The sequence below is a fragment of the Clostridium nigeriense genome (genome assembly GCF_900086595.1).
Taxonomy (GTDB): Bacteria; Bacillota; Clostridia; order Clostridiales; family Clostridiaceae; genus Clostridium; species Clostridium nigeriense.
In genome coordinates this window covers 2,602,820-2,614,935 of record NZ_LT575472.1, presented here as the reverse complement: position 1 = coordinate 2,614,935, position 12,116 = coordinate 2,602,820, and the positions used below count along the sequence as shown (strand labels likewise).

The window sequence follows — 12,116 nt, the reverse complement described above, 5'->3', positions numbered from 1 at the left end:
GTAATATGAAAATGTTCGTCAAATTATAAACTAAATAAGGGATGAGTACAATGAAAAAAGGAATTATTTCTAATTTGTATATATTTGTTTCAGTCCCTATAATAGGAGGTTTTTATAGTGTTAAGTAATCTTTTTAGCAATGTAAATGTCACTAATAAGCTATTTACATTAAATGATGCTAAAATATTTAAAACTTTGGCTAAAGAAGATAATTCAGAGGAATTATCAGCTAAAGAAATTGACGAAAGCTTAAGCTTACCTTTTGAAAAGAATAAAGGTAAAAAAGCATTAATTAAAGCTTTTAGCTTTCAACCTAATCTAAATGGATATGGAGTTATAGTAAAAGAAAGAAAAGAAGAACTAGAGAAGGGACTAGAAAAGATTAAATCTTTAAATGAAGTTAAATTTGTTGTTAGCAAAAAGGATAAGGTTATATCTGAAGATTTAAAAGCTTATGGAGATGTATTAAGAGTTTCTCCAATGACAGATTTATATGAAAAGAAGCTTATTTCTAAAGCTTATGAAGATAATGATGATGTTGTAATTTATGATATTTTAGATGTAATAAAACTAGGACAGGCTCTATTAGGAAAAGATATAGAAAGTTTTATTACTGTTTATGGAAGTGCTGTTAATGGAAATAAAGTAATTTCTATAAATAAAAATACAACTTATAAAAATGTATTTGAAGCCTTAGATGGAAAAGAAGACATTCTAATTAAAGTTATTGATGGTGGAAGCTTAAATGGTACACCAGTATATGACTTGAACTCAGTTATTAAAAGTGAATCAAGAGGAATATTATATTTAACTGATAAGGATGTACCTTCTAATAAAAGCTATAGCTGCATTAACTGCTCAAAATGCTTAAGAGTATGCCCAGAAGGATTAAATCCAATAAAATTAATGGATCTTTATAAAAGAAAAGAAAAAGAAGAATTTATAAAATTTGGTGGTAATAAGTGTATTGATTGTGGATTATGTAGCTTTGTTTGTCCAGCTAATTTAGAAATTGCTCAAACTATAAAAACTGCCAAGAAATTCAACTAATTAATAAAAATCTGAATAGGAGTGAAAAAAGTGGAAAGTAGAAATCTTAAAATATCACCAGGGCCTTATATAAAAAGGGGATTTGGTATTAATAAGATAATGATAGATTTTATTATAGCATTAATTCCAGCTATTTTTGCAGGTATTTATTTTTATAAAATGGATGCCGCTATAATAGTTATGACCACAGTTTTAACAAGTATAATAGCAGAAGGTCTATGGAATAAATTTGTAAAGAAAACATCATTTTTAACAGATTTAAGTCCAATAGTTTTAGGTCTTATATTAGCTCTAATAATGCCAACATACGTGCCTTTATGGATACCTATTATTGGTTCTATTTTTGCAACAATAGTTGTAAAACAATTTTTTGGTGGTCTTGGACAAAACTTTATGAATCCAGCAGCAGCAACTAAAGCTTTTCTAATTGCTTCTTGGGCTGGAGTTATGGCAAAACCAGCTACAGATGCAACTTCTTCTGCATCAGCAGCTGCTGAAGTAGTAGTTCCTTTAATAGATAAAATTATAGGACAGCCTTCAGGAAGTATTGGTGAAACTTCAATTTTAGCTTTATGTATAGGTGGGCTTTATTTAGCTCTTAGAGGAAGAATTAGTTTAAGAGGTCCAGTAGCATTTATATTATCTGCAATGTTTATGTATAATATATTTGACAAGGATTTATTATTACCAGGAACTTTTTTTGTGGCAGCTATATTTATGACTACAGATTATGGTACAACTCCAATGACAAGAATTGGACAATACATATTTGGAATTATAGCAGGGGTTTGTGCTTCAGTTATTGCAGTTAAGGGATTTAACCCAGAAGGACCTTATTATGCAATAATAATTATGAATTTATGTACTCCTCTTATAGATTATCTTGCAACTAAAAAATATAAGGTTAAGAAGGAGGCTTAAGAATATGAAAGAAAATTTTAAGCTAGGAGGAATCCTTCTAATAATAACTATGATAGCAGGACTATTATTAGGTTTTGCAAATGACTTAACTAGAGAAGCAATTATAGAAAACTCTAAAATAAGTAAAGAAGATTTAAATTATATAATGCCAGAAGCAGAAAAAATTCAAGATTCAAGTATTGAGTTAGATTCTGAAGGAAATATAAAGGAAATATACGAAGCAGTAAATGGAAGTGATGTTATTGGTTATGTTTTAAAGGTAACTAGTAAGGGTTTCCATGGAGCAATAGATTTTGTTGTTGGTATTTCAAATGAAGACACAGTTTCAGGAGTTAAAGTTTTAGCTCATAGTGAAACACCAGGACTTGGAGCAAAGATTTCTGAAGAAAAATTTACTTCAAGATTTAAAAATAAGCCAGCAACTGGTTATTTAGAAGTAGTTAAAGTAACTCCTAATAAGGATACTGAAGTGGAAGCTATATCAGGAGCTACAACTTCAAGTAAAGCATCTGTAAATGCAGTAAATGAAGCTATTACCTTTTATTTAGAAAAAATAAAAGGTGAGTCAGTTGAACCAAAGGAAGATACTGATGCAGATACAGGGGCTAGTTCAAATTAATAAAAAATTAGGAGGAAAGCAATGAATAAGTTAATTGAAAGATTAAAAAATGGAATAGTTACTGAAAATCCAATTTTTGTACAAGTTTTAGCTATGTGTCCAACTCTTGCAGTTACAACAAATGCTAAAAATGCCTTAGGAATGGGACTAGCTTCTACTGTAGTTTTAATATTTTCAAATATGATAATTTCAGCAATAAGAAAATTAGTTCCAGACAAAATTAGAATTCCAGCTTATATTGTAGTTATTGCATCTTTTGTTACTATTGTAGATATGTTAATGCAAGGATATGTTCCAAGCCTTTATTCTTCACTTGGAATATTTATTCCTTTAATAGTTGTTAACTGTATAATATTAGGTAGAGCAGAAGCTTATGCTTCAAAGAATCCTATTTTACCTTCTATATTTGATGCTATTGGAATGGGACTTGGTTTTACTATAGCACTATTTTTAATAGGGACTTTTAGAGAAATATTAGGTGCAGGTCAAATATTAGGAATTCAAATAATTCCTGAAACTATTAAACCAGCCTCTATTATGATATTAGCACCAGGAGCTTTCTTTACATTAGGTGGGCTAATGGTTGCTTTAAATGCTTATAATATGAGAAAAGCAGAAAAAACAGGTGAAGCAGTTAAGACTTTAGAACATAGTTGCGGAAGTTGCTCTGGATGTGGAACTGGATCTTGTGGTACTAATTCAGGAATTGAAATAAAAGAATCTAAGAAAAACTAAGAGGGGTGGAACTTATGGAATTATTTATGATCTTTATAGCAGCAATGCTTGTAAATAACTTTGTACTTTCAAAATTCCTAGGGATTTGTTCATTCCTTGGAGTTTCTAAGAAAAAAGATGCAGCTATAGGTATGGGTCTAGCTGTTACATTTGTTATGACTTTAGCTTCAATAATGTCATGGCTTGTTTATACACAAATATTGGTTAGATTTGAGCTTGAATATCTAAAAACAATAGCTAATGTATTAGTTATAGCAGCATTAGTTCAATTTGTTGAGATGGCAATGAAAAAATTATCTCCAGCTCTACATAAAGCTTTAGGTATATATTTACCTCTTATAACTACAAATTGTGCTGTTTTAGGTATGGCTACATTAAACATTCAAGAAGGATATAATTTTATAGAATCAATAGTTAATGGTTTAGGTGCTGCATCAGGCTATATGTTATCTATAGTATTATTATCTTTTATTAGAGAAAGAATAGATAACAATGAAAATATACCGGTTGTTCTAAGAGGGTTGCCAATTACATTATTTACAGCAGCTTTAATGTCAATTGCCTTTTTAGGATTCCAAGGATTAATTCACTAGGGGAGGGTTAGTATGAATATTTTATATGCAACTTTAAGCTTAGGAGTTCTAGGATTAGTTTTTGGAGTACTATTAGGTTTTGCGTCAAAGGCTTTTGAAGTAAAGGTTGATCCTAAAATACCTAAGTTAAGAGAGTGTTTACCAGGTGCGAATTGTGGTGGATGTGGTTTTGCAGGTTGCGATGCTTACGCAGAAGCAGTTGTAATGGAAGGTGCAAAGCCTAATCTATGTTCTGTTGGTGGTGCTAAAACAGCGGAAGATATAGGGGCAGTTTTAGGAATAAAGGTAGATTCAACTGAAAAAATGACTGCTTTTGTAAAATGTAATGGTAATTGCGATTCAGCGAAAACTAGATATGACTTAGAAGGAGTTAATGATTGTTTAACAGCTTCTCTTATGATAGATGGTGGATCTAAAGCGTGTTCATATGGATGTTTAGGTCTTGGTAGCTGTGTGAATGTTTGTGAATTTGGCGCTTTAGAAATTGTAAATGGCATAGCAAAAGTTAATATGGATAAATGTACAAATTGTGGAGCTTGTATAAATATCTGTCCTAAGGGATTAATTGAATCAGTTCCTGTTTCAAAGAAGGTAAGAGTTGAATGTAACAATATTGAAATAGGAAGACACGTTAAAGAAAATTGTTCTGTTGCATGTATAGGATGTAAGTTATGTGAAAGAAATTGTCCTAAAGATGCAGTGCATGTAGTAAATAATTTAGCGAAAGTAGATTATGACAAGTGTGTAAACTGTCAAATATGTACTAAAAAGTGTCCAACTGGAGCAATAAAATTAATTAATAATTAATAATATAATTTATAAAAGTCAAAACTCTGTAGAGAGTTTTGACTTTTATTTTTGACTTACAACTCTTTAATTTTAATCTTTATTGAATACTCCAATTAGAGATAAAGATTCAACTCTACTTTTAATTTTAATTTTATCGGTTGTATATAAATTTAATTTTTTCATTCTTTCAAAGTAATCTCCACCAGAGAAAGTATGCCTTAGACTTTTACCACTCTCTATATTTAAAGTTTCATTAGCAAAGGCTATAATATCTCCTATAGCAAGTTCTCTAGGTAGTTCTAAAAGAGATTGACCTAATACGTATTTTACTGCATTATATCCTGCTAGTGCCCCTGTTGCCATAGCCTCAGTATGACCTACAAAAAAACCTGATTTCTCACCTGCACAAAACATATTATTAAGCCCCTTAATTTTCATTGTATTATCTCTAGGACTTGAAGCTAAATATCTTATAGAGTTAGATGTTCCTCCAGATAAAGGATCTATATATCTTGCATCTTCAAGACCAGGGAGCTTTCTTAAAGTTTCAATAGGATAATAAGAAGTCATAAGCTTAATATGTCCAGTATCAAGTAAAATTACATTTTCTGCAAATTCCTTTAAAGCATATTGTTGACAAACTTTTTGCCCTAGCTTATCTAAATTAATATCTTCTCTAGGAATGGGTATTACAGCAACTCCTTTAGAGGTAAGCTCTTCTAATAATTGAGGAGATAAGGATTCTCGTGGAAGTTCACAAGAGCCACTCATTGCTCCTGGAGTACCATTTGCTCTTTCACCAATAATATCTGGTATACCAGCTTTGGAGCTTAAACTTTCCCTGCCACCGAATGTAGGACATCTTAACACACACATAGAGCAACCATTTCCATACCTATTACAGTTTGTCATAGGCCCAGTAGAACCTGTAGTTTCGATAAAAACATCTCCATCTATAAAGGAGCCATCAGATAACTTTATTTTAAGAATTGAATTATTATCTAAAACTACATTAACTGCTCTACTTTTAAAGTGTATGTTAATTCCTAAAGACAAAATATATCTTCTAATTTTAGGTTCAGCCTTGCCTATATCAGTTAAACTTGCATGTTTATGCCCAGCAAAATCAATATTTTCATGAAGAGCTAAATTGTCCATAATATCTATTATTTCATTAGCACCAAGATAAGACAATTCCTCAGCAGCAGTAAATCTTCCATTATTCCTCATTATACCTCCAACGTTTCCTACCCCAAGAAGCATATCCGTTCTTTCAATGATATGAACTTCAGCCTTCATCTTTCTTGCTTGTATTGCAGCTTGGCATCCTGCAAAGCCTCCACCTATAACAACAACTTTCATTATAAAATACCTCGAATATTACTATTTATAATAAAATATTCTAATATTTTAAAAGTGGTACTTATATATTTAATTAATAATAGGGATTATGTTGTATACTGGCTCTTCATATGGATGAATAGCTTTGATTACATTGATTACTTCTAAAGCTAAATCTTTATGACATTGAAATTCCATTTTTGCTTCCTTCTCAATAGATAAACTGTTTTCCTTACCTAGATAAGGAGTTGAACCTTTTAATGGTCTAAAGTAACCTGTAACTTCAGTTATGGAAATACAATTATCATAATTTCCAATAGTTAAAGCTCCAGTCTTGTTTATAGATTCCATAAGTTTATCAACATGGTTATAAGGAAGATAGATTTCAAACTTAACTTTTGTATAGTTCATAATAAGACCTCCTATAATAGCTATAATTAAATAATAGACTATTGTTAAAAGTTAGTAAACCAAATAAATGTCTAATAAAAATAAAAAATAAATTTATAAAAAATCATAAAATCCCCTAAATAACTAACAAATTATTATAAAAAATAAAAATAATGAAAAATAATATCAGATAATCAAATAAATTATTATAAAACTATGAAAGATAATCTATCATATATCTTTTGATAATTTGAAGCATATTATATAGTGAAAGAAATAAATTTAATTTGAGGGGATTGAAATGGGAGTTTTGTTTTCAATTATTGGTGTAACCTTAAGTTTTATTGCAGCTTTTACTTTAATTAGGAATATTATTATTGACAAAGTATTTGTTATCAAAAAAGTTAAAGTAATAGGATTTGATGCATATACCTACCTAACACCTGGATTAGAATATAATACTGTATATAATGCTAAAATCTATCCAATTGTAGAAATAGAAGAAAATAACAAGAAGATAAGAGTAGCCGTTTCTTTATTGGGAGATAGATGTAAATTAGAAAAGGGAGATGAAATAGAAGTTATATATCCAAGGGGAAAAGTTAATAAAATAAGATTATACACTAAGGAAGATATATATAACTTTTATTATTTAACTTTATTAATTGGAATACTGATAACTATTTTATCTATTGGAACGATTTAAAGATTCATATTATGCATTTAGAATATAGAGATAATAATTGCTATGATAGAATATAGTAATTATTATCTCTATCTTTTATTTTTAATAGAATTAACATTTTAATTTCATATTATAGAATTAGAAATATAATAATGAAAAATTTATGCTTTCTTTTCATTATATAAGGGGGCAATAGGAAAGATGAATTTAACTGTAAAAGAAATAATTCTAAGAATAGTTTTAGCCCTTATAATAGGGGGGATTATTGGCTATGAAAGAGAGTTGCAAAATAGAGCAGCTGGATTTAGGACTCATATATTAGTTTGCCTAGGAGCTACTATAGTATCTTTACTTCAAATTGATATAGGAAATAAAGCTATGGAAATTATAGAAGTAAATAAAAGCTTATCTGATGTAATTAAAATTGATTATGGAAGACTTGGAGCACAAGTAATCACTGGAGTTGGATTTATAGGTGCTGGAGCTATAATTCATACTAAGGGAAATATAAAGGGTTTAACAACAGCGGCAACTTTATGGATAGTAGCTTGTTTAGGATTAACCATAGGCATGGGTGGATATTTAATTAGTATATTTTCAACTATACTTATATTCATTACTTTAGTATTTCTTAAAAGGATAGAAGATAAATTTATATCAAGAAATACAATAATGGTATTAGAAGTAAGATATTTAGAAAATGAAAATATGAATTATGAAATTGATAATTTACTAGAAAAGAAAAAAATAAGAATAAAAAGGATAGAATATTATCATCAAGGAAATGGGAGTAAAGAAATTTATTCAAAGTATATAATTTGTAAACCTAGATATGTACATTTAGATGAAATTATAAAAGAATTAAAAGATAAAAACTATATAATAAGTATAAATATAATTAGTTAGTGGAAATATTTTGATTATCAAAATATTTTAGGACAAATATAGGATATCTAATTGAATTTTGTTGAAGTTTAGATTATTATTTAATAAGGAACAATAGAAAAAGGATGGGATATTTCATTATGCAAAAAGATGTAAGTATAGTTAATGAACTTTTAGTCAAAATATTTAACGAAATACTTCAAATTGAAGAAAAAACTTTAAAAAATGGGCATTTTTCAGATTTGTCAGTAAGAGAAATGCATACTGTTGAAGCTATAGGAAGAAAAGAAAAAAGAATGATGAGTGAAGTTGCACAAGATTTAGGAATAACAGTTGGAACATTAACTACATCAATAAATAGACTGATAAAAAAAGGGTATGTTGAAAGAAGTAGGATAGAAGAAGATAGAAGAGTTGTTTTAGTTGAGTTAACTAAAAAAGGTAAGGTGGCTCATAGATTACATGAAAGATTTCATAATGAAATGGTAAGAAGTATGATGGACAGTCTTTCAGAGAGAGAACAGGAAGTATTAATAAGTTCTTTAGGGAAGTTAAATAATTATTTTAAAATAAAATGTGAATCTATAAAATAATATAATTAATATGTGTAAGAAGTACGGGAGGATATTATGGTAAACACAAGTTTGGAAGTTGCTAAGTATGCAACAAGAATGGCTATTTCATCAAGGGAAGAAGAAGAGGAGCTTAAGATCGAACTTAAGAAGAGAGGGATTATAGTGACTGCTGTAAATATAGGTGGAAATATAAATGAGTCAACTTCCAAAATATTAGAAAGAGCATTAGTTGCATCTAAAAGAAATGGACTTATTAGAGAAGAACATTTACATGAAGGTGGAGTTATAGGAGCTACTAGGGATGCTTTAATGCAAGTATGGAATAGAGCGAGCGGACAAAATGTAGGTGGGAAAGTAGGAATTGCTAGAAGAGGAGAACATTTAAGTGTTTGTATATTTCTAAGTGTTGGACTTTTACACTTAGATGAGGTTGTAATAGGAATAGGACATAGAGCTATACCAGAGTAAAATTTTAAATGTGTATTGAATTTAATAATTCAATACACATTTTTTTTAGTATATTTTATTTATTTACAAAAAAAGCTAATTATGATATTATATGATAAATATCAAAATATCAATAATATATTAAATTAGATGATAGAATATTACTATATAAAGAAAATTATAGAATAATTAATAATAAATCTTTATATAAAATAGAAATGTAGAATTGTAGGTTGTAATGTTTTATTATTTTGGATAGCATTGATATAAAATAGGAGGATAGTTAATATGGTAGGAAAAAAGAAAATAGCAATAGTGCTAATGGCACTAATTGCATCAAGCTTTCTAGTAGGCTGTAAAGGGGATGAGAAAGCTTCATCTAATGAAGAAAAGAAATATAAGATAGGAATTAATCAACTAGTACAACATCCAGCTTTAGATTCTGCAAGAGAAGGGCTTATTGAAGGATTAAAAGAAAAGGGATATGAAGAAGGAAAAAATATTACTATTGATTATCAAAATGCTCAAGGTGATAATCCAACCTCACAAACTATAGCACAAAAGTTTGTTTCTGAAAAGAAGGATTTAATTTTAGCTATTGCAACAACTTCAGCACAAGCTGTATATAATGCAACAAAGGATATACCAACAGTATTTACTGCAGTAACTGACCCAATAGCAGCTGGAATAGCAAAGGATTGGAAAAATTCGGGAACTAATTTAACAGGTGTTTCAGATATGGTTCCGGTAGACAAGCAATTAGAGTTATTAATTAAGCTAAAGGGAGATATTAAAACTTTAGGGGTTATATACAATACATCAGAAGCTAATTCAGTAGTACAAGTTAATTCTTTAAAAGAAGAAGCTACTAAATTAGGAATAAACATAAAAGAAATTGGTATTACAAATATTAATGAAATAAATCAAAATTTAAGTGCAGTAATTAAAGATATAGATGCATTATATACTCCAACAGATAATACTGTTGCATCTGCTTATGATTTAGTTGGGCAAATTGCTATTAAAAATAATGTTCCAATTCTTGGAGCAGAAGAAGCGGTAGTATCAAAAGGGGGATTATGTTCAATAGGAATAGATTATTTTAAGCTAGGAAAAGAGACAGGATATAAGGCAGCAGAAGTATTAAATGGAAAGAATCCCAATGAAATAGAAATAACTACTTTAAGTGATATGAGCATTACTATAAATACAGATGTAGCAGCTAAATTAAATATAAGTATACCTAGTGATATTGAGAAGGATGTAAACAAGGTTACTGGAGGCGTGAATTAGTGGATTTAATTATTAATGTATTAGAACAAGGATTATTATTCGGAATAGTTGCTATTGGAGTTTATATAACTTACAAAATATTAGATTTTCCAGATCTTTCTGTAGATGGAACTTATCCATTAGGTGCGGCAATTTGTGCAGCATTACTTTTTAAGGAAATAAACCCTTGGTTTGCATTAATAATTGCAACTATTGGGGGAGCTTTAGCAGGATTTGTCACAGCATTTTTGAATGTAAAATTAAAGATAACTAATTTAATGTCAGGTATATTAGTTATGATTGGATTATATTCAGTTAATTTAATTGTTATGGGACAATCAAATATTCCTTTATTTAATACTAAAAGTGTTTTTAATGGTGAGAATAAAATATTTATAATCATAACTGTTGTTTTATTAATAAAATTAACTTTCGATTTATTCTTAAAAACTAAGCTAGGGAATTTATTGATTGCAGTTGGTGATAATGAACAATTAGTTACTTCTTTAGGAGTAAATAAAAGTAATATAAAAATATTAGGTCTTATGATAAGTAATGGATTAGTTGCTTTAAGTGGTGCACTTACTGCACAATATCAAGGATTTTCAGATGCTAGTATGGGAACAGGAGTAGTTGTAATGGGATTAGCCTCTGTAATAATTGGTTCATCAATGTTTAAAAGGATATCCTTTATAAAAGCGACAAGTCTTTCAATATTTGGAGCTATTATTTATAAATTAGCTATAGCAATGGCTTTAAAATTTGGTTTAAATCCTAATTATTTAAAACTTATGACAGCCATCATAGTTATTTTAGCTTTAAGTTTAAATTCTGATACCTTTAAGTATAAAAGTAGGAGGAAATCTAAAAAAGTTATATTGGAAAATGAAGGCGGTGATTTAAATGCTGAAGATTCAAGCATTGCACAAGGTCTTTAATGAAAACACAATTAATGAAAATAGAGTTTTTTCTAATTTTTCTTTTGAAGTAAAAGAAGGAGATTTTATTACTATAATTGGTTCTAATGGAGCAGGAAAATCTACACTATTAAATATTATTTCTGGAAATATAGATTGTGATGAAGGAATAATTGAGTTAAATGGTAAAGATGTTTCAAATATAGGTGAATTTAAAAGAGCTAAACTTATAGGGCGGGTTTTTCAAAATCCATCTTTAGGTGTAGCACCTAATATGACTATATTAGAAAACCTATCTTTAGCAGATAATAAAGGAAAGAAGTTTGGATTGGGTCTTGGAATTACAAAAAAAAGAATTCCTTATTATGAAAGTCTTTTAAAAGAATTAGACTTAGGCTTAGAGGGGAAGTTATATAACAAAGTCAATTTATTATCAGGAGGACAAAGACAAGCTTTGACTATGTTAATGGCTGTAATGTCAGAGCCCAAATTATTATTATTAGATGAGCATACTGCAGCATTAGACCCTAAAACTTCAATAAAAATAATGGATATTACTAAAAAAATATTGAAAGATACTAATATAACTACAATGATGGTTACTCATAATTTAAAGCAAGCTATAAAAACTGGAAATAGATTAATAATGATGCATAGAGGAAAGATTTTACTTGATGTTAGAGATAAAGAAAAATCTGAGCTTACAACAGAAAAACTTATGTATTTATTTAAGGATGCAAATATTAAAGATGATTTAAGTGATAGAAGCCTTTTAATATAATTATATTTAGTAGAGTATTTATAATGAATACTCTACTTTTTTATGTATAGAAAAAAATAAAAAAGTAGAATATTTTTTACATGTATATTAAATAAGTTTAAATGGAAAAGTAATAA

At 28.7% G+C, this 12,116-nt stretch carries 15 protein-coding genes; 13 read left to right on the top strand and 2 right to left on the bottom strand.

Features of this window, described 5'->3' with window-relative positions; genetic code table 11:
• Positions 1-117: 117 nt before the first annotated feature.
• Genes BN6774_RS12345 through BN6774_RS12320 form a run of 6 tightly spaced genes read left to right on the top strand, consistent with a single transcriptional unit; the run spans position 118 to position 4,725 of the window.
• Positions 118-1,050 (top strand): 4Fe-4S dicluster domain-containing protein, encoded by a 933-nt coding sequence (locus BN6774_RS12345; RefSeq protein ID WP_066894191.1) that lies wholly within the window; start codon positions 118-120, stop codon positions 1,048-1,050.
• Positions 1,051-1,080: 30 nt separating this feature from the next.
• A complete protein-coding gene (locus BN6774_RS12340; RefSeq protein WP_066894188.1) occupies positions 1,081-1,971 on the top strand; it encodes an RnfABCDGE type electron transport complex subunit D in 891 nt (296 codons plus the stop codon).
• Positions 1,972-1,975: 4 nt separating this feature from the next.
• The gene (locus tag BN6774_RS12335) at positions 1,976-2,590 is read left to right on the top strand and encodes an RnfABCDGE type electron transport complex subunit G (RefSeq protein ID WP_066894185.1); all 615 of its coding nucleotides are present in this window, start codon (positions 1,976-1,978) and stop codon (positions 2,588-2,590) included.
• Between the two features lie 21 nt (positions 2,591-2,611).
• Entirely contained in the window at positions 2,612-3,325 is a 714-nt protein-coding gene (rsxE, locus tag BN6774_RS12330; protein ID WP_066894182.1) for an electron transport complex subunit RsxE, read from the top strand.
• A 14-nt stretch (positions 3,326-3,339) separates the two neighbouring features.
• Positions 3,340-3,918 carry an electron transport complex subunit RsxA gene (gene rsxA, locus BN6774_RS12325; RefSeq protein WP_066894179.1) on the top strand — a complete coding sequence of 193 codons (579 nt, stop codon included), beginning with the start codon at positions 3,340-3,342 and terminating at the stop codon, positions 3,916-3,918.
• 12 nt (positions 3,919-3,930) lie between these two features.
• A complete protein-coding gene (locus BN6774_RS12320; protein WP_066894176.1) occupies positions 3,931-4,725 on the top strand; it encodes an RnfABCDGE type electron transport complex subunit B in 795 nt (264 codons plus the stop codon).
• A gap of 72 nt (positions 4,726-4,797) precedes the next feature.
• Here BN6774_RS12320 and BN6774_RS12315 read toward each other — a convergent pair whose 3' ends face one another.
• Entirely contained in the window at positions 4,798-6,069 is a 1,272-nt protein-coding gene (locus BN6774_RS12315; RefSeq protein ID WP_066894173.1) for an FAD-dependent oxidoreductase, read from the bottom strand.
• A gap of 69 nt (positions 6,070-6,138) precedes the next feature.
• On the bottom strand, positions 6,139-6,459 hold the full coding sequence (locus BN6774_RS12310) for a YqfO family protein (protein ID WP_066894170.1): 321 nt from the start codon (positions 6,457-6,459) through the stop codon (positions 6,139-6,141).
• 280 nt (positions 6,460-6,739) lie between these two features.
• Between BN6774_RS12310 and BN6774_RS12305 the strand changes: the two genes are divergently transcribed.
• The 7 genes from BN6774_RS12305 to BN6774_RS12275 all read left to right on the top strand — a co-directional run bounded on the left by BN6774_RS12305 (position 6,740) and on the right by BN6774_RS12275 (position 12,000).
• Positions 6,740-7,144 (top strand): hypothetical protein, encoded by a 405-nt coding sequence (locus BN6774_RS12305; protein WP_066894167.1) that lies wholly within the window; start codon positions 6,740-6,742, stop codon positions 7,142-7,144.
• A gap of 180 nt (positions 7,145-7,324) precedes the next feature.
• Complete coding sequence (locus BN6774_RS12300; protein ID WP_066894164.1) at positions 7,325-8,029, top strand: MgtC/SapB family protein; 705 nt, start codon at positions 7,325-7,327, stop codon at positions 8,027-8,029.
• 119 nt (positions 8,030-8,148) lie between these two features.
• The gene (locus tag BN6774_RS12295; RefSeq protein WP_066894160.1) at positions 8,149-8,601 is read left to right on the top strand and encodes a MarR family winged helix-turn-helix transcriptional regulator; all 453 of its coding nucleotides are present in this window, start codon (positions 8,149-8,151) and stop codon (positions 8,599-8,601) included.
• Between the two features lie 36 nt (positions 8,602-8,637).
• Positions 8,638-9,051 carry a HutP family protein gene (locus tag BN6774_RS12290; RefSeq protein WP_066894158.1) on the top strand — a complete coding sequence of 138 codons (414 nt, stop codon included), beginning with the start codon at positions 8,638-8,640 and terminating at the stop codon, positions 9,049-9,051.
• A 267-nt stretch (positions 9,052-9,318) separates the two neighbouring features.
• On the top strand, positions 9,319-10,323 hold the full coding sequence (locus tag BN6774_RS12285) for an ABC transporter substrate-binding protein (protein ID WP_066894155.1): 1,005 nt from the start codon (positions 9,319-9,321) through the stop codon (positions 10,321-10,323).
• Positions 10,323-11,240, top strand: a complete 918-nt coding sequence (locus tag BN6774_RS12280; protein WP_066894152.1) for an ABC transporter permease — start codon at positions 10,323-10,325, stop codon at positions 11,238-11,240. Before BN6774_RS12285 ends, BN6774_RS12280 begins: the two co-directional genes overlap by 1 nt.
• The gene (locus tag BN6774_RS12275) at positions 11,206-12,000 is read left to right on the top strand and encodes an ABC transporter ATP-binding protein (RefSeq protein ID WP_066894149.1); all 795 of its coding nucleotides are present in this window, start codon (positions 11,206-11,208) and stop codon (positions 11,998-12,000) included. Before BN6774_RS12280 ends, BN6774_RS12275 begins: the two co-directional genes overlap by 35 nt.
• Positions 12,001-12,116 lie beyond the last annotated feature (116 nt).